Source organism: Nocardiopsis terrae, assembly GCF_014651695.1.
GTDB classification, from domain to species: domain Bacteria; phylum Actinomycetota; class Actinomycetes; order Streptosporangiales; family Streptosporangiaceae; genus Nocardiopsis; species Nocardiopsis terrae.
Window position 1 is genome coordinate 1 of the sequence record NZ_BMXJ01000005.1, and the last position, 17,877, is coordinate 17,877.

The 17,877-nt window shown below is 71.2% G+C and carries 15 protein-coding genes and 1 CRISPR repeat array; of the genes, 12 read left to right on the forward strand and 3 right to left on the reverse strand.

The window, feature by feature from the left end:
- The first annotated feature begins 60 nt into the window (after window positions 1–60).
- Window positions 61–638: direct repeats of the CRISPR family, unit length 29 nt; unit sequence CGGTCCATCCCCACGTGCGTGGGGCTCAC.
- Window positions 639–801: 163 nt separating this feature from the next.
- Window positions 802–3,618 (forward strand): CRISPR-associated helicase Cas3', encoded by a 2,817-nt coding sequence (gene cas3, locus IE195_RS14425; RefSeq protein WP_191271634.1) that lies wholly within the window; start codon window positions 802–804, stop codon window positions 3,616–3,618.
- Between the two features lie 71 nt (window positions 3,619–3,689).
- Here the strand turns inward: cas3 and IE195_RS14430 are convergent, their stop codons facing one another.
- Window positions 3,690–3,848 carry a hypothetical protein gene (locus IE195_RS14430; RefSeq protein ID WP_191271635.1) on the reverse strand — a complete coding sequence of 53 codons (159 nt, stop codon included), beginning with the start codon at window positions 3,846–3,848 and terminating at the stop codon, window positions 3,690–3,692.
- 115 nt (window positions 3,849–3,963) lie between these two features.
- Here IE195_RS14430 and casA point away from each other — a divergent pair, with 115 nt between their 5' ends.
- The 7 genes from casA to cas2e are packed head-to-tail and all read left to right on the forward strand — an operon-like array spanning window position 3,964 to window position 10,302.
- Window positions 3,964–5,562, forward strand: coding sequence for a type I-E CRISPR-associated protein Cse1/CasA (gene casA, locus IE195_RS14435; protein ID WP_191271637.1), 1,599 nt, complete (start codon window positions 3,964–3,966; stop codon window positions 5,560–5,562).
- Window positions 5,559–6,377 (forward strand): type I-E CRISPR-associated protein Cse2/CasB, encoded by an 819-nt coding sequence (locus IE195_RS14440; RefSeq protein WP_191271639.1) that lies wholly within the window; start codon window positions 5,559–5,561, stop codon window positions 6,375–6,377. Before casA ends, IE195_RS14440 begins: the two co-directional genes overlap by 4 nt.
- A complete protein-coding gene (cas7e, locus tag IE195_RS14445) occupies window positions 6,374–7,507 on the forward strand; it encodes a type I-E CRISPR-associated protein Cas7/Cse4/CasC (RefSeq protein ID WP_191271641.1) in 1,134 nt (377 codons plus the stop codon). Before IE195_RS14440 ends, cas7e begins: the two co-directional genes overlap by 4 nt.
- Window positions 7,504–8,277: a type I-E CRISPR-associated protein Cas5/CasD gene (gene cas5e, locus IE195_RS14450; RefSeq protein ID WP_191271643.1), complete on the forward strand. Its 774-nt coding sequence runs from the start codon at window positions 7,504–7,506 to the stop codon at window positions 8,275–8,277. The genes cas7e and cas5e overlap by 4 nt, the downstream gene beginning before the upstream one ends.
- Window positions 8,274–8,978, forward strand: coding sequence for a type I-E CRISPR-associated protein Cas6/Cse3/CasE (gene cas6e / locus IE195_RS14455; RefSeq protein ID WP_191271645.1), 705 nt, complete (start codon window positions 8,274–8,276; stop codon window positions 8,976–8,978). Before cas5e ends, cas6e begins: the two co-directional genes overlap by 4 nt.
- A gap of 17 nt (window positions 8,979–8,995) precedes the next feature.
- On the forward strand, window positions 8,996–9,964 hold the full coding sequence (cas1e, locus tag IE195_RS14460) for a type I-E CRISPR-associated endonuclease Cas1e (RefSeq protein WP_191271647.1): 969 nt from the start codon (window positions 8,996–8,998) through the stop codon (window positions 9,962–9,964).
- Window positions 9,964–10,302 carry a type I-E CRISPR-associated endoribonuclease Cas2e gene (gene cas2e, locus IE195_RS14465; protein ID WP_191271649.1) on the forward strand — a complete coding sequence of 113 codons (339 nt, stop codon included), beginning with the start codon at window positions 9,964–9,966 and terminating at the stop codon, window positions 10,300–10,302. Before cas1e ends, cas2e begins: the two co-directional genes overlap by 1 nt.
- A 74-nt stretch (window positions 10,303–10,376) precedes the next feature.
- Here the strand turns inward: cas2e and IE195_RS14470 are convergent, their stop codons facing one another.
- Window positions 10,377–11,156, reverse strand: a complete 780-nt coding sequence (locus IE195_RS14470; RefSeq protein WP_191271651.1) for an NRDE family protein — start codon at window positions 11,154–11,156, stop codon at window positions 10,377–10,379.
- 251 nt (window positions 11,157–11,407) lie between these two features.
- Here IE195_RS14470 and IE195_RS14475 point away from each other — a divergent pair, with 251 nt between their 5' ends.
- From IE195_RS14475 to IE195_RS14490, 4 genes are all read left to right on the forward strand, one after another.
- The gene (locus tag IE195_RS14475; protein ID WP_373295660.1) at window positions 11,408–13,990 is read left to right on the forward strand and encodes an HAD-IC family P-type ATPase; all 2,583 of its coding nucleotides are present in this window, start codon (window positions 11,408–11,410) and stop codon (window positions 13,988–13,990) included.
- 147 nt (window positions 13,991–14,137) lie between these two features.
- Window positions 14,138–14,734, forward strand: coding sequence for an NUDIX domain-containing protein (locus IE195_RS14480; RefSeq protein ID WP_191271653.1), 597 nt, complete (start codon window positions 14,138–14,140; stop codon window positions 14,732–14,734).
- A gap of 62 nt (window positions 14,735–14,796) precedes the next feature.
- Complete coding sequence (locus IE195_RS14485) at window positions 14,797–15,243, forward strand: ArsR/SmtB family transcription factor (protein WP_191271655.1); 447 nt, start codon at window positions 14,797–14,799, stop codon at window positions 15,241–15,243.
- A complete protein-coding gene (locus IE195_RS14490; RefSeq protein WP_191271657.1) occupies window positions 15,236–17,263 on the forward strand; it encodes a heavy metal translocating P-type ATPase in 2,028 nt (675 codons plus the stop codon). The genes IE195_RS14485 and IE195_RS14490 overlap by 8 nt, the downstream gene beginning before the upstream one ends.
- Here IE195_RS14490 and IE195_RS14495 read toward each other — a convergent pair.
- Window positions 17,236–17,871 (reverse strand): class I SAM-dependent methyltransferase, encoded by a 636-nt coding sequence (locus tag IE195_RS14495; protein WP_191271659.1) that lies wholly within the window; start codon window positions 17,869–17,871, stop codon window positions 17,236–17,238. The genes IE195_RS14490 and IE195_RS14495 overlap by 28 nt on opposite strands.
- Window positions 17,872–17,877: the final 6 nt, after the last annotated feature.

Below are 17,877 nucleotides of genomic sequence, written 5' to 3' on the forward strand. Positions count from 1 at the left end.
GGTCCATCCCCACGTGCGTGGGGCTCACGTCGGGGGCGGTCTCGATCGTGACCTGGGCGGCGGTCCATCCCCACGTGCGTGGGGCTCACCCCAGCCGCGGCTGGGACGACATCGGGTACAGCGGTCCATCCCCACGTGCGTGGGGCTCACCACACCAGTCGGTGCGGGGTGCTCTTCGTCTGCGGTCCATCCCCACGTGCGTGGGGCTCACGGTGAGGTACGGGTCCCACTCCTCAACCGGGACGGTCCATCCCCACGTGCGTGGGGCTCACCGAAGCCCTCGAACTCGGGGCCGCCCTCGGGGAGGTCCATCCCCACGTGCGTGGGGCTCACGGGCTGGTTCCCCGATCTGGGCTCCGCGTTGACGGTCCATCCCCACGTGCGTGGGGCTCACAGGATGTCCCCGTCCCGGAGCTGGCCCGTGCCCGGTCCATCCCCACGTGCGTGGGGCTCACGTGGAGAAGGGATGGGAGCGGGGCGCGGTCTCCGGTCCATCCCCACGTGCGTGGGGCTCACTGGAGCGTGTACACCTCCGGCCGGTACAAGCTCGGTCCATCCCCACGTGCGTGGGGCTCACGACACGGCCGCGGTGGCGCGCGCCATGACCGGCGGTCCATCCCCACGTGCGTGGGGCTCACAGTTAATGACCTGCGAAAACGCAGGGCGTTATCTCCGCGAGACCTACCCAGGAGTAGGAATTTGGCCGAACTCGGCCACAAACCACAAAACGCCCCGCATCCAACCGCCAGGGAACTAGCGTCGCCTCACATACTCCACTACACACCCACGGAGCGCACCCCCGTGACCGCGGTTCCTCCCGACACCCCCTCCTACTTCGATCTCAGGCTCTGGGCCAAAGAACGCGGCCTTCACGGCCAGCGATACCCCTACGTCTGCCACGCACTCGACAGCGTCGCCGCTGCCCTGGAGATCTGGGACGCCTGCCTCCCTCAAGGTCTGAGACACCGCATCAGCACCGGACTGGGAGTAGCAGAACCGCACGCTCGCTCGTTGATCGCCTTCTGGGCCGGGTGCCACGACACCGGGAAACTCGTACGGCACTTCCAGGAGCAGGTCCCCACAGACCTCGCCGCCTACCCAACCGAACCCGGCGAGCAGAAGGGCCACGCGCTCGTCACCGCGGAATGGCTCACGACAGCCCTCCCCAAACTCGGCTACACCGACGACGAGTACGTCGCCGCTCTTGTCGCTCAACTCCTGGGCGGACACCACGGCGTCTACCCCGCCCCGTTGGACGAGTTCCGCGATCCCTTCACCGGGTTCGGGTTCGCGCAGGGCCTCTGGGAGGAGCAGCGCGAACGCGCCATGCTCCTGGCTCATGAACTCTCCGGGGCACCCGCCCCACCGTCTCGGTTGGAGACCCCCGCAGCCGCCCTGATCTGCGGGCTCGTCATCCTCGCGGACTGGCTGGTCAGCCAGGAACACTTCATCCTGGAACAGCTGAGGACCCCACCCGCCGATGGCAGCCGCGCCTCTCTGCGAGGACACTACGAGCGCTCACGCGCCGCACTCCCCGCACTCGTCACCTCCGCGGGTCTAGGCCCTCTCACCGTCTCCCCTGCGACCTTCACGGAGTCCTTCCCCAACCTCACCACACCCAACGGCCTCCAGGAATCCCTCGCCCGCCACCTGCCGAAACTCTGCACGGAGGGCGGCCTGGTCCTGATCACCGCTCCCCCGGGCGAGGGCAAAACCGAGGCCGCCCTCCACACCTCCGATCTTCTGGGTAAGGCCACCGGCCGGGACGGACGCTTCGTCGCCCTTCCCACCATGGCCACGGCCGACCACATGCACACCCGGCTCAGGGAGTACGCGACCCGTCGCGCCACCACCTCGGCCCCGCTCGCCCTCCTGCACTCCATGGCCTGGCTGAACCCGGACTACGCACCCGCACCACCCCCGCCCGGCACCTCCACCGTGCTGTCAGGCACCCGCGAAAACTCAGGTTCTGGCGCGGTCCGCTCCGCCTTCGACATCACCGAGTGGCTGCTGGGCAACAAACGCGGGCTCCTGGCCTCCTGGTCCGTGGGCACGATCGACCAGGCACTCATGGCCGCGCTCCCCTCCCGGCACAACGCGGTCCGCATGTTCGGGCTCGCCGGGAAAGTGGTGGTCATCGACGAAGTGCACTCCGTGGACCCGTACATGCAGACCCTGCTCGAACGCCTGCTGCACTGGCTGGGCGCCTTCGGCACCCCCGTCGTCCTGCTGTCGGCCACCGTGCACCACTCCACCGCCAACGCGCTGGTGGAGGCCTACCTCCAGGGTTCCCGGGGCCGGAAGCGCAGACGCTCCGAGCCCAGACCCGTGCCCTCGATCCAGTACCCGGGATGGCTCCACGTGCACCCCGGCACCGGAGCGGTCTCCGCCAACCCGGAGCCCGTCCCCACCACCGAGCGGCGCCCCCTGACAGTCGACCTCGCGCCTGTCCCCTTGGACGGAGGCCGGGCGGACCGCGCCGCCGTGCTCCACGAACAACTGGCGCCTCTGGTGGAGGAGGGCGGATGCGCGGCGGTCATCTGCACCACCGTCGCGGAGGCCCAGGCAACCCGGGACCTGCTGGCCGAATGGTTCGCGAAGGTCGATGCCGCCGGGGGCCGCGCCCCGGAACTCCACCTCCTGCACGCACGGTTCCCGCAGGAGCAGAGGACCGCGATCACCGACCAGATCATCACGCGGTTCGGCAAGGAGGGCGCGGAACAGGGAAAACGCCCCGAATCCGCGGTCGTCGTGGCCACCCAGGTCATCGAACAGTCCCTGGACCTGGACGTGGACCTGTTGGTCACCGACCTGGCGCCGGTCGGCCTGCTCCTGCAACGCGCGGGCCGGTGCTGGCGGCACGAACACCTGGGCACCGTCGCCCGTCCGCCCTGGTCCCGTGGACCGCGCATGGCGGTCCTGGTTCCGGCGGAGGAGGACAGTGCCAAGCACCTCCCGCGATCGTGGGGGTTCGTGTACCCGCCCTCCCTGCTCATGCGCACACACAACCTGCTGCGGCGCAGGGCCAGCGCGCCGGTTCGTGTTCCGGAGGACGTGCAGACGCTGGTGGACGACCTCCACGACGACGAGACGCTCATCGAGGACGTGGCGATCGACATCCGCCGTCTCGGCGAGGAGATGGCGCTGCGCGCACACGGCCGCAACGCGGTCATCCCCACCGTCAAACAGTTGGGGGACGACCTGCATCCGCTCACGGCCGTCGATTTCGAACTCGGCGAGCACTTCCTCGCGACGAGGTTCGGCGCCGACTCGGTCCGGGTCCTGTGCTGTTACGAGGACCGGTGGGGGCGACGCTGGCTGGACTCCGAGCAGACACGTCCGCTCCCCGAACCGGGTCCACGCGGGCGGGTCGAACACGAGGACCTGCGGGCGGTGATCTCCCGGACGATTCCCCTGCGCGCGGACCACCACACCCAGCCCCCTCTGGCCGAGGCCAACCGGGTGCCAGAGTCCTGGGCCGAGGAGTTCCACCTGCGCGACCTGGTGATGCTCGTGCACGGAGTCGCTGACGACGGCACCGTCACCCCCGCCCGGTTGGGTGAGCGTGCGCTGTTCCTCAGCACGGTGAACGGCTTGGAGGAGGCCAAAGAAAAATAACCGATGCGCGTTAGACCCTTCGAGTATGAGAGGCTGACCCTTGGAAGGCAGGGGTCAGGTTCGTTGTACGACTAGATGGGTGGAACATGCAGGTTTCGTTCGACAAGGACGCGATGCGAAGCATCGGCTGGTTCATCAGCGGTCTGCTCGTCGCAACTCTGCTGGATCTCAGCAGGTTCTTGGGCTGAGGTGATGCTGACCACCAGGGCACTTTCACTGGAGGTCAGCATCCCAACTCCATCCACCCCCACGTGCGTGGGGCTAATGACAGCCTGTCTTACCGATTCGCGTGAGACCCGGCCCATCTCCACATGCGTGAAGAACATCAGTAAGGCAATCTCTATCATGGTTGACCAGCGACAAGAAAAAGATCATCCCTCCTTCGACCTGACCACCGAACCGTGGCTTCCCGTGCGTCTCCCCGACGGGACCGCCGGTCCACCGGTCGGCCTACGTGAGTTGCTGTGCCGCGCGCACGAGTTCTCCGACGTCGAACTCCCCCTGCCTCCTGCCTCCGCGCAACTGTGGCGCGTGCTAGCGCTCATCACCGCCCGGGTCACCGGCCTGGACACCTCCGAAGGCGCCTCCGAATGGCAGCAGCGACGCCGGGAAATCCTCAATGCCGGAGAGTTCTCCGAGTCGGATGTGGACGCCTACCTCAGCCCCCTCAAGGAACGGTTCGACCTCTTCCACCCCGAGCGCCCCTGGCTCCAGGACCCACGGCTGCGAGAGGAGTGCGCCAAGTCGTCCGGGGTGAACAAGCTCGCCTGGGGGCGGACCGCCGGGCAGAACCAGGTGTGGCTGGGCGGCCACCACCACGACCTGGACCCGGTTCCGCTCTCCCCCGACGAAGCCTCCTGGCACCTCCTGGCCACCCTGGGCTACGGCCCCTCGGGGCGCTGCACCTCGCGCACGGTCGACGGCCGCTCCGAGGCCAACAGCACCGCGGGTCCGCTGCGCGGCACCGTCTCCTTCCACCCGATGGGCCGGAACCTGTTCGAGAGCCTGGTAGTCAACGTTCCCCTCCCGAACGAGGAGGAGACCGAGGGTGCGAGCCCCGAACCCGCCCCGTGGGAACGGGACCAACTCCCCGACCCGTTGGGCCTGCCCGGGGAGTCCACCGGCCTCGCCGGGCTCCTGGTCAACCAGTTCCGCCACGCGGTACTGCTCACCCCGGGTACCGACGGCTCACAGGTGGTGGACGCGCACGTCACCTGGGCGCTCCGAGAGCGCCAGGTCGCACCCACGGACCCCCATCTCATCCACCTGACCAGCAAGGACGGACGCAAGTACGCGCGCCCTGCCGATGCCTCCCGCGCGGTCTGGCGCGACCTGGAGTCGCTCCTGGCGGAAAGCACCCAGGAACGCTTCCGCCCCGAGCTGTTCACCCAGCTCACCAGCAGGAGCCGCCTGCCCCTCGAACTGCGCGAGGCGCTGCGGCTGCGCGCCTTCGGCTTCGACCAGGACGGCCAGACCCGCGACCGGCAGTGGTTCACCTCCCGCACCCCCGCGGTGCTGCGGTGGTTGCAGGAGTCCTCGGACTCCGCCGAGGACAACACCCGCGCCCTCACCAGGATCAGGGCCACCCGCGAGGCGGCCGAACGCAGCGGGCGGCGGCTCCGGGACGCGCTGACCTCCGCGTGGAAGGAGAGCAACAGCCCCTCAGGCGGGACCGGCGGAACCGAGACCGGGACGGGCCCGTGGCTGCGCGCCGGGTCGGCGCGGTACTGGTCCACCGCCGAGGAGCTGTTCTGGAGGACCGTCATGGACGAGGACTCCACCGGGCCGGGCAACGGCTTCATCGTGCTGGCTTTGAGGGCCTACGACGAGGTGACCGCCTCCTACTGTTTCCGTCCCCGGGTGGCGAAGGCGGTCGAACAACACCGCCGCCGCCTGCTCGACGGGTGGACCCGTGGACGCAACGACGAAGAGGACGCCGCATGAGCAGCTCCACCGAGCACGACATCCGTACCGAGATCCGCAGCGCGGCCGACCGCATGGCGCGCGATCTCACCAGACGGGTCGCGGACGAACCCGCGGTCCGGGCCACTCTGCGCCGGGGCGTGGGGCGTCGCGTGGAGGATCCGGCCATGCTGCCCCTGCACGCCTTCGTCACCCCCTACCTCGGCGATCTGCACGAACGCCCCCGCCCAGGTTGGAGCCCGACCCCGGGGGAGGCCGTGGAGCGTGCCTTCTACGCCGTCGCGACCCTCATCGCCGCCCAACCCCGCCAGGTGCGGGACCGGGACGCCGAACACGGTCCGGGCTCAGGGGCCGCTGAGGAGCGGGGTGGTGCCGACGGGGTGAGGGAAACCGAAGGGCCTGCCTCCGAGGAAACCGAGGCATTCGTTCCCCAGGACTCGGCCGAGTCACACGACGTTCCCGAACCCTCCGAGCCCGGGGGAGGCCAAGGCCCCGGGGGCCGTTACGGACTGGGCTCCACCCTCGGCACGGCCGTGGGTGAGGGACTGATCAGCAACGCCGACGCCACCGAGCAGCGCCTGCACCTGCTGTGCCGCCAGTCCCTGGACGGGGTACACGCCCAGCTCCCCCGCCTGCTGGCGCACGCCCGTGTGCAGGGCGCGCGGACCGACTGGGGGCAGTTGGTCCTGGACCTGGCCCGCTGGGGCGGCGAGCGCGACCGTGTGGCCAAGGAGTGGGCCCAGGGGTTCCACCGCTCCCTCGGGACAGCCAGACACACCGCGTCCAAGAACACCGAAACCACCGAGAACACCAACCAAGAGGGCAGCGCCGCATGAGCACGCCGAAGTTCCTGGACGTCCACGTCCTCCAGACACTCCCCTACTCCAACGTCAACCGCGACGACCTGGGCTCCCCCAAGTCGGTCGTCTACGGCGGCGCGGAGCGGACGAGGATCTCCAGCCAGAGCTGGAAGCGAACGGTTCGCCACCAGGTCGAGGAGAACCTGGGCGACCCGGCCGTGCGCACCCGCCGGATCACCGGCCAGATCGCCGAACGGCTCGTGGCACGGGGCTGGGACGCGAAGCTGGCCGAGAACGGGGGCCGCCAGATCGTCCTGTCCGCGGCCAAGGGCGGGATCAAGCTGGAGAAGGAGAAGGAGGGCGAACCCCCGGTCACCTCCGTGCTGTTCTACCTGCCCGTCTCCGCGATCGACGCCCTCTCCGACATCGCCGCCGAGCACCGGGAGGAGATCGCGAAGGAGTCGGCGAAGAAGAGCCCCAAGGCGGTCCTGCCCGCCGACGCCATCGTGGACGTGCTCAGGAGCCGCAACGCCACGGTCAACCTGTTCGGGCGCATGCTCGCCGAACTGCCCAGCACCGAGGTCGACGGCGCGGTGCAGTTCGCCCACGCCTTCACCACACACGGCACCAGCGTGGAGGTCGACTTCTTCACCGCCGTGGACGACGTGCCGAAGGAGAACGACCGGGGCAGCGGCCACATGAACGCGGGCCAGTTCAGCACCGGTACGTTCTACCGCTACGCCAACATCGACCTCGCGGGCCTGGCCCGCAACCTGGACGGAGACACGGACACGGCCCGTGAACTGGTGACGGAGTTCGTCCGGGCCTTCCTGTCCACCGTGCCCTCGGGCAAACAGAACGCGACCGCGGCCGCCACCCTGCCCGACCTGGCCTATGTGGCGGTGCGCTCGGACCGGCCGGTGTCGTTCGCCCCCGCCTTCGAGTCGGCGGTACGGGGCGAGTCCGGTTTCGCGGCCGCCTCGCGCGACCGCCTCTCCGAGTACGCGGGCAGGATCGGGGAGCTGTGGTGGCCCGACACCATCGTCACCGAGTGTCACACCGGCATCGACACCAAGCCCGTGGAACACCTGGGTGCCCGCGCTACCGGTTTCCCGGCCCTGGTCGAGAGCGCCGTGGCGGGCGCCTACGGGCCGGTCGGCTCGTGAGCGGGCTGCTCCTGCGGCTCGCCGGCCCCATGCAGAGTTGGGGGGAGCACAGCACCTTCGGTGAACGCGACACCCTCCCCTACCCCAGCAGGTCGGGGCTGGTGGGGATGTTCGCCGCCGCTCAGGGAGTGGGACGCGGCGAGCCGCTGGAACGGTACGACGACCTGCGGCTGACCGTGCGTGTGGACTCCCCGGGGCTGCGCATGAGCGATTTCCAGACGGTCGGCGGAGGGCTGCCGCGCGGACGCACGGTGCCCACCGCCGAGGGCAAACGCCGCCCGGAGAACACCACCACGATCGTCACCAGGAAGGCCTTCCTGGCCGACGCGGTGTTCACCGTGGCCGTCACCGGTCCGGGGACCGAGGGCATCGGCACGGCGTTGGCTTCGCCGCACTGGCAGACCTACCTGGGCAGGCGGTCCTTCGTTCCCGATCCTCTGTTCCTGCTCCGCCGTGATGTCACCGACCCGGTGGCGGAGCTGCGGGGCGGGGTGCCGCTCCCCCGGCTGCGCGTGCCCGTGGGAGCGGAGTCCGTGGCCGTCGACCTCGTGGTGGAGGGCGGCGCGGGCAGCGAGAGCGGTTCCGAACGTGTGCGTGCGCAGAGCCGTGCCACGCTCAACGACGTGCCGCGCTCCTTCGACTCACACCGGCGCCTGTATGCGAGCCGGGAGGTGCGGGTGGACTCCGTCCCGGTTCCCGTCTCCCTGGTCTCACGAGGGTGGCGCGACTACCAAGAACGCCTGTTCCGCTACGTCAAGGAGCATCGTTGACCTGGCTCACGAAGATCGTCCCCGACCTGGGCTCCCGCCGGGCCCGGTCCTGTTTCGGCAGCGCGGGGGAACTGCACCGCCTCGTGATCGGCCTGGCCGCGCACAGCCTGGGCGAGGAGCGGGTGGAGTCGCCCCGCCAGCGCGCCGGTCTGCTGTTCCGGGTGGAGGAGACGCGGGGCGCACCCGTACTGCTGGTTCAGAGCTCCGGATCCCTGAATGCGGACGCCCTGGGTGCCGGGTTCGGGTCGATGGTGGAACGGGACCTGACCCCCTTCCTGGAAGGGCTGGAGAAGGGCACGGAGGTGCGCTACCGCATCGCGGCAGCCCCCAGCAAGCGGTTGGGAAAGTCGGATCTGAACGCCGAACGGTTGGGGAAGCGAGCCGAACGGCTCGGTGAGCTGGCCCAACCCGGTAAGCGCACGTACACGAGGCCGCTCTTCGGTGAACAGGCGGAACAGTGGTGGCGGGAACGGGCGCAGCGCCACGGGCTCGACCTGAGCGACGTCGTCAGCTCGGGCGCTGTCCCCTCCCTGGACCAGGGCCGCACCGGAAAACGGGGTGTGCGCATCCACGTGACCAGGTTCGACGGGCACGCGGTGGTCCGCGATCCCGACGCGCTACGCGAGGCGGTCCGCAACGGGATCGGGCGGGGCAAATCCTTCGGCTGCGGGATGCTCAGCCTCGCCCCGGCGGGGTGGTGACCTCCGTGAACGGTGAGATGGCAGCACGCAAGGCGCTGGCCCGGCCGACCCTGGCGATGCTGCCCCGGGTCTCGGACAACCTGTCGTTCCTGTACGTGGACATCTGCCGGATCGTGCAGACCGACACCGGGGTGTGCGCCGAGGTCGCGGCGGGCGCGGGGTCAGTGCACCGGGTTCCGATCCCGACGGCCGCGTTGGCCTGTGTCCTGCTGGGGCCGGGGACGTCGATCACGGCCCCTGCCCTGGCCACCTTCATGCGGCACGGAACGACCGTGGTGGCTTCGGGGGCAGGTGGAATCCTGCACTACGGCAACCTGACCCCCGAGGCCAGGACCACGCTGTGGCTGGACCGCCAGGTGCGCGCCTACGCCGATGACACCCGCCGCCTGGACGTGGCACAGCACATGTACGAGCTGCGCTTCGGGGAGGAGGTGGAGGAGGGGACGAGCATCGAGCGGCTGCGTGCGCTGGAGGGGCAGCGTATGAAGGCGCTGTACCGGCAACTCGCCGCCAAGCACCGGGTGAAGCCGTTCAAGCGCAGTTACGACCCCGCGTCGTGGGACGAGCAGAACCCGGTGAACAAGGCGCTGTCCGCGGGCAACGCCGCGCTGTACGGGGTGGTGCACTCGGTCGTCTCGCACCTGGGGTGCTCGCCCGCGCTGGGGTTCGTGCACACAGGGAGTCAGCGCTCGTTCGTGTACGACGTCGCCGACCTGTACAAGGCGGAGACAACGATCCCGTTGGCCTTCTCCCTGCACGACTCCACCGGCCCGGACGGCACGGCCCGGTTCCGGCTGCGGAGCGAGCTGAAGTTGTACCGGATGATCCCCAGGATCGTGCGCGACATCCAGCGGCTCCTCGCCCCGGACCTCGACGCGGACGAAGAGGAGGACACCTCACCCGACCGCTGGCAGGTGGTGGACCTGTGGGACCCCACAGCGGGTTCCGTGGCCGGTGGTGTGAACTACGCCGAGGACGGCGTCTGATGGGCACGATGGTGGTGATCTCCACGACGGCGGTTCCCGACCGTGTGCGGGGGTCCCTGTCCCGGTGGATGGTGGAGCCGAAGGCGGGGCTCTACGTGGGAACGATGAGCGCGCGCGTGCGGGAGAGGCTGTGGACGGCCGTGAGCGAAACCGTGGGTGAGGGCGCCGCGGTGTGTCTGCACACCGCGGACAACGAGCAGGGGTTCGTCATCCTGACGGCCGGTGAGCGCCGTCGTCAGGTGGTGGACTTCGACGGGCTCCAACTGGTGCAGTTCCTCGCACGACCGGACGAGGACGGTGGGGAGCCGGAGTGGCAGGAACTACCCGAGGGGTGGTGAGGCGAGACGGCCCCTCGCGTTTCCACAGGTCGTGAAGGTAAGCCCCACGCACGTGACACAGGCTCCGCCCCTGCCTAGACCTCGATCATCCGCCAGGCGTCCGGATCGGCCGGGTCCTCGGTGAACGCGTACCGAACAGTGTCCCGGTCCAAAGCGATCAGCGTGACCGAGCCGGTGGCCCAGACAAGACCGTCCCCGAGTTCGGCGTGGGCGATCAGGCCCGAGGGGTCGCCGCCCGGAGTGGTACCCGCGGAGCGGGGCTCTGAGCGGGCGGCCTCGGTGATCAGGTCCGGCCACTCGCCCCAGACCCCGAGCCCCTCAGCCGTGGCCAGGTCCGGATCGGGGCGGGTGCGGGCGAACTCGGGGGTGTGCCGGTCCACCCGGGGGTCCTCGGCGTCCAGACCGGTGTTGACGATCGTGGTCACCCCGCGGGGCAACGCCCGGGTGTCCAGGCACCGCCCGTCCCAGCTGTACAGGGCGGCCCTGTGCGCGTCGGCGTCCAGCAGGTGGAAGGGCGCGTAGCCGGTGGGGTCCTCCCCTGCCAGAGGGTCGCGGTTCTGCGTGGCCAGGGCCTTCAGCGGCAGATCACCCCGGCTGGCCGGGTAGGAGCCCTCCCAGGGCATCCGGCCGTCCCAGGGCCAACCGTTGAGCAGCGCGGCCACCCGTTCGCGCCGCGGGTCGACCGCCAGCCAGGTCCCTCCCGCGAGCCGGTCACGGCCGCCGACCAGCTCCGGGCGCTCCGGCCAGTGCCGCGCGGGCCAGTCCCAGGGGCGCGAACGCATCTCGTCCCGGATCGCCGCGATGACCAGCGGTGTCCGGGCGCCCGGATCGAAACCGACGATGACGGTGCACATCTGTTGTCTCCCACGCGTTCAGTTCCCTTGCCAGGGACTCTACGACGCGGATCCCCGTCGGCCCAGTGCGGTACGCGGCTCCCCTCCCAGATCCTTCGGTTTCCGGCCGAAGAGGACGGCCGGCCCCGAGGTTTCCGAGCTGGCGGACCCCTGCACTCCGGTTTCTCCCTACTCTGGTGAGCGTTGACACTGGGGCTTGTGTGACCGGGGTCCCCGCCGGTCCAGCCCTCCTCACCGACCAGGAGTCATCCGTGCCCGAAGAAGCCGACCGGACCGAACGCGGTCCGACCCCGACAGTGACCGAGCCCTCCCCGGCCCGGTCCGCGCTCACGGGCCCGCCCCCGGAACCGGGGCTGTCCCGCGAGGAGGTGGCCGAGCGCGTCGCGGGCGGTCGGACCAACGACGTCCCCGTCCGGGCCAGTCGCAGCGTCGGACAGATCATCCGCGGGAACGTCTTCACCCGCATCAACGCGATGATCGCCGTGCTGTTCGCGATCATCGCGGTGATCGGCCCGGTGCAGGACGGCCTCTTCGCGATGGTCATCGTGATCAACACGCTGATCGGCATCGTCCAGGAGCTGCGCGCCAAACGCACCCTGGACAGGCTCGCGATCGTCAACGCGGCACGCCCCCGGGTGGTGCGCGACGGTGTCACGGTGCGGGTCGCCACCCAGGAGATCGTCCTGGACGAGGTCCTGGAAGTCGGTGTCGGCGACCAGGTCGTCGTGGACGGTGTGGTGACCTGGGCGGGAGGCCTGGAGGTCGACGAGTCGCTGCTGACCGGCGAGGCCGACCCGGTGTTCAAACAGCCCGGGGACACGGTGATGTCGGGCAGTTTCGTGGTGGCCGGGTCCGGGCGGTTCCGGGCGACCAAGGTCGGTCGGCACGCGTACGCGGCGCGCCTGGCCGAGGAGGCGAGCCGGTTCTCGCTGGTGCGGTCGGAACTGCGGTCCGGGATCAACCGGATCCTGCGGTGGATCACCTTCGCCCTGTTCCCCATCGGCGCCCTGCTGGTCTACAGCCAGCTGTTCATGAACGGCCAGGTCGCGCTGGACGAACCCGTCTCGGGCGGAATCTCGGGCCCGTTGGCGGACGCGCTGCGCGGCATGGTGGCGGCACTGGTGTCCATGATCCCCGAGGGGCTGATCCTGCTGACGAGCATCGCGTTCGCGGTCGGGGTGATCCGGTTGGGCCGACACCGCTGCCTGGTGCAGGAGCTGCCCGCGATCGAGGGCCTGGCCCGCGTGGACGTGGTGTGCACGGACAAGACCGGCACGCTGACCGAGGTCGGCATGAAACTGGCCCAGATCCGTGACCTGGGCGGACAGCGGCCCCGGGGGAACGGGCGGCCGAACGGCGGCGCGGGGGACGGGGACGGCGCTCCGGTCTCCCCGGCCCTGGTGCTGGCCGCGCTGGCCGACTGCGACCCCGACCCCAACCCGAGCATGGCCGCGATCGCCGAGGGGTGCGCGGCCACCGGGCAGCGGGCCCCGGACTGGACCGTGACGGCCCTGGCCCCGTTCTCGTCCGCGCGCAAGTGGAGCGGGGCGAGCCTGCTCACACCCGCGGGTGAGGAGAACTGGGTGCTGGGGGCCGCCGACGTCCTCGCCGAGCCCGGCTCGCCCGCCGTCGCCGAGGCCGCCCGGCTGGGCGCCCAGGGGCTACGGGTCCTGCTGCTGGCGCGGGCCTCGGTCCGGGTGGACGGGGAGACCGCTCCGGGCACGGTGGAGCCGGTGGCGCTGGTGGTGCTGGACCAGCGGGTGCGCGAGGACGCCGCTCCGACCCTGGACTACTTCTCCGAGCAGGGCGTGGGCGTCAAGATCGTCTCCGGGGACCACGCCGCCTCGGTCGGCGCGGTCGGCCGCGAACTGGGGCTGGTCGGCGCCGACCGGCCGGTGGACGCCCGGGAGCTGTCCGAGGCACCGGAGGCACTGTCCCGGGAGGTGGAGGACCGGTCGGCGTTCGGCCGGGTGACGCCCGAACGCAAGCGCGACATGGTGCGCGGCCTGCGCGAGCGGGGGCACACCGTGGCGATGACCGGTGACGGCGTCAACGACGTGCTGGCGCTCAAGGAGGCCGACATCGGGGTGGCGATGGGGTCGGGCAGCCCGGCCTCGCGTTCGGTGGCCCAGCTGGTGCTGTTGGACAACCGGTTCGCGGTCCTGCCCCGGGTGGTGGCCGAGGGGCGCCGGGTGATCGGGAACATCGAGCGGGTGGCCAGCCTGTTCCTGACCAAGACCGTGTACACGATGACGCTCGCCATCATCGTGGGCCTGCTGGCCGTGGCCTACCCCTTCTTTCCCAGGCACGCGACCCTGATCAACGCGGTGACGTTCGGTATCCCGTCGTTCTTCCTGGCGTTGGCGCCCAACACCGACATCGCCCGGCCGGGGTTCGTCCTGCGCACGCTCCGGTTGGCGGTCCCCTCCGGGATGGTGGCGGGGCTGGCGGCGGTGACGACCTACCTGCTGGTGCTCGGCGGGCGGACGGTGCCCGACCCCTCGGACCGCACGGCGGTGGTGATCACGCTGTGCGCGACCACGCTGTGGGTCCTGCTGCTGGTGGCCAAACCGTACGTGTGGTGGAAGGTGCTGCTGGTGGGCTCCATGGTGGGTCTGCTGACCCTGGCCATGGTGACGCCGTGGGGGCAGTGGTTCTTCGATCTGGACGTGAGCGACCCGGGGAAGGTCCTCACCGGGCTCGTCGTGGCCGGGGTGGCGATCGCGGTGATCACGGTGATCCGTGTGGTGGACGACCGGATGATGGCCCGATCCCAGGCACAGGCCGACGAGAAGGAGGCGCAGGAGCGGGAGGCCGCCGCGTCAACGCCCTGACCTGGAGCAAGGGGCCTGCCGCGGAACCGCGGTAGGCCCCTCGGTGTTCGGATCCCACCTCGCCGCCGGTCAGCGTGGGAACTGTTCACGCACCGGGCCGAGCCGCGATCCTGGGTGCGCCACGTGTCTGGAGCGACAGGAGCCACATTGAGCATCCCGAACACGCACATCCGCGCCGTGCTGGACGGCTATCTGGAACGCTTCCCCAGGGAGGTCGAAGCGGCCGGTCCCCTGGTGCGAGCCCTGGACGACGGGCACGAGCTCTCCTCGGCCAAGGAGTTGCGCGTCGGGCACGTGACCGCGGGGGCCGTGGTGCTCGACCCGTGCTGGCGGGTGCTGATGGTCCGGGAGGGGGAACAGGGGTCCTGGCGCCTGCCCGGCGGGCACCTGACCGGTGACGACGGCGCGCTGGACGAGGCGTCGCGGAACAGGTTGACGGAGGCGACCGGACTGCTCCCCGAGCAGGTCGAGTCCGCCGGGGAACCGCTCCTGCTGGACCTGGACAGCCACCGGGTGCCGGAGGACCCGGTCCTGGGCGAGCCCGCTCACGAGCACTTCACCTTCCTGTACCTGTACCGGGCCAGCGCCACCATGGTGCCCGTGGGCGGCGCCTCCGACCCCCTGGCCTGGCGTCCGCACACCGCCGTTCCCTCGGCCCGGCTGGCGGCGAAGATCTCCCAGACACTGGCGACCAGCCGTGCGGCGGTCAGGCACGAGCTCGCCGGGGAGGCGGCCCGGGCCTGAGTCCGCGGCGGTCCGCACGGCGCCCCCTAGCTTTCATCGCCAAAACTGAATATGATCGTCGTATGACGATGAACAATGACGGTTGTGCGGAGAGGGTCTGCCCGGACCCCGGGCTGAGCGCCGCCGAGGCCCTCTTCCACAGCCTCTCCGACAGCACCCGGCTCGCGATCGTGCAGCGCCTCGCCAGGGGCGAGGCGCGCGTGACCGATCTGGTGGAACAGCTCGGCCTGGCCCAGTCCACGGTCTCCAAGCACGTGTCCTGCCTGCGCGACTGCGGGCTGGTCGACGGCCGCCCCGAGGGGCGGCAGGTGTTCTACTCGCTCAGCCGGCCCGAGCTGATGGACCTGCTCTCGGCCGCCGAGACCCTCCTGGCCGCGACCGGCCGGGCCGTGGCGCTGTGCCCCACCTACGGGACCGACGCTGCGGGCGCCGCCGAGCTCGCCCCCGAGCCCTCCGGCACGGCAGCCGGTCCGGAAACGAGAACAGGCACGGCGGTGCGCGATGAGTGACGCCTGCTGCGGTGACGACCCCACTCCCGCGAACACCCCCACTTCCCCGGGGTCCGGAACCACCGAAACAGCGGAACCCACCCGACTGTGGCAGGTCGGCGAGATCCGGTACGCCGCCGTCGCCGCACCACTGCTCCTGGCCGGGTACGCCGCGGGCTGGCTCGGCGCCCCCGAGGCCGTCGTCCTCCTCCTGAAGGCCGCCGCCCTGGTGGTCGCCGCCCGGACCTTCGTCCCCGCCACGCTGCGCCGCCTGTTCCGCAAGGGCGCGGGTCGGAACCGGATCGGGGTCGGCACCCTGATGACCGTCGCCGCCGCGGGCGCCGTGGCCCTGGGCGAGGTCGGCGAGGCAGCCATGCTGGCCGTGCTCTTCACCATCGCCGAGGGCCTGGAGGAGTACGCCGTCGCCCGCACCCGGCGCGGACTGCGGGCCCTGCTGGACCTGGTCCCGGCCCGGGCGACCGTGCTGCGCGACGGGGTCGAGCAGACCGTCGCACCGGAGGAGCTCCGCCTCGGCCAGACCCTGGTCCTGCGCCCCGGGGAACGGCTGGCCACCGACGGCACGGTCGCCTCCGGGCACACCTGGCTGGACACCTCCGCCGTCACCGGGGAGTCGGTACCGACGGAGGTCGGCCCCGGAGACGGGGTGTACGCCGGTTCGGTCAACGGCACCGGCCCGCTGGAGGTCACCGTCACCGCGGGGGCCGAGGACAACTCCCTGGCGCGCGTGGTGCGCATCGTGGAGGCCGAGCAGGCCCGGAAGGGGCGCGGACAGCGGTTGGCCGACCGCGTCGCCCGGCCGCTGGTGCCCGGGGTGATGGTCGCCGCCGTACTGGTGGCGGTGCTCGGCTCCCTGTTCGGTGACCCGCTGACCTGGCTCGAACGGGCACTGGTCGTGCTGGTCGCGGCCTCGCCCTGCGCCCTGGCCATCTCCGTCCCGGTCACCGTGGTCGCCGCGATCGGCTCCGCCTCCCGCCAGGGAGCGCTGGTCAAGGGCGGTGCGGCGTTGGAGGCGATGGGCCGGGTGGGGGTCGTCGCCCTGGACAAGACCGGCACCCTGACCCGTAACGACCCGGCCGTGGTGGAGGTGGTTCCCGCCCCCGGCCGCACCCGCGAACAGGTGCTGGAGCTGGCTGCGGCCCTGGAGGCGCGCAGCGAGCACCCGCTGGCCCGCGCCGTCCTGGCCGCCCACCCCTCCCCGGGTCCGGCCGAGGACGTGCGTGCGGTGCCCGGATCCGGCCTGACCGGCCGGGTGGACGGCGCCCCCGTGCGGCTGGGACGCCCGGGCTGGGTCGACCCCGGCCCCCTCGGAGCTCAGGTGGAGCGGCTGCTCGGCGCGGGGGCCACCGTGGTCCTGGTGGAGGAGGGGGGCTCGGTCGCGGGGGCGCTCGCCGTCCGTGACGAACTGCGCCCCGAGGCGGCCGGGGTGGTCGCCGAACTACGGCGTTCCGGTTACCGGGTGGCGATGCTCACCGGGGACCACCGGGCCACCGCCGACGCCCTGGCCGCCGAGGCCGGGATCGACCCCGGCCAGGTCCACGCCGGGCTGCTGCCCGAGGACAAGGCGCGGGTGATCGGTGAGCTGCGGGCCGACGGCCCGGTGGTGATGGTCGGCGACGGGGTCAACGACGCCCCTGCCCTGGCCGGCGCCGACCTGGGCGTGGCCATGGGCGCGATGGGCACCGACGTGGCCGTGGAGACCGCCGACGTCGCCCTGATGGGCGAGGACCTGCGCAACCTGCCCCGGGTCCTGGCGCACGCCCGCCGCACCCGGGTCATCATGTGGCAGAGCCTGGGGTTGTCGCTGGCCATCATCGGCGTCCTGATGCCGCTGGCCCTGTTCGGGGTGCTGGGCCTGGCCGCGGTGGTCCTGGTGCACGAGGTGGCGGAGGTCGTGGTCATCGCCAACGGCATGCGTGCCGGAAGGGCCCGGCCGGAGCGGACCCGTGCTGTCGGGGACGGCCCGGAGGGGGCGGTCGGCGGCCCGGCCCCGGCTCAGTCCGGTCTGCGGGCCCACAGGTAGGCGTGCCGGGAGCGCTCGCCCTCCTGCGCCTCGCGCACGGTGCGGCTGGTCACCCTCAGTCCGGCGCCCTCCAGCAGGTCCGCGATCAGTTCCGGCGGGCGGAAGTGGAAGTCGAGGTCGACGCCGTGCCCGAAGCCCTCGTCGAAGTGCACGGTCTCGTCACCGGCCTGGAACACCACGAACGCCTGCCCGCCCGGGCACAGGACCCGGCGGAACCCCTCGAAGACCCCGGGCAGGTCTTCGAGGGGTACGTGGATAGTGGAGTACATCGCCACGAGTCCGCCCAGGGAGGCGTCGGGCAGGTCCAGGTCGGTCATCGACCCCCGGACGAAGCGCAGCCCGGGGTTGGCGGCGCGGGCGAGCCCGAGCATCCCCGGGGACAGGTCGATCCCGAACACGTCCAGCCCCAGGGAGTGCAGGTAGGCGGTGACCCGGCCCGGGCCGCAGCCGACGTCGGCGACCGGGCCGGTGACGGTCTCGGCGAAGGCGGTCAGGAGTGCCCGGTCCAGGGGCTTGCGCGCGAACTCGTCGTGGAAGCGGGCCGCGTAGGGTTCGGCGATGGCGTCGTAGGAGGCGCGGGTGGCCGCCAGGAAGTCGGCACTGTGCACGGGTGG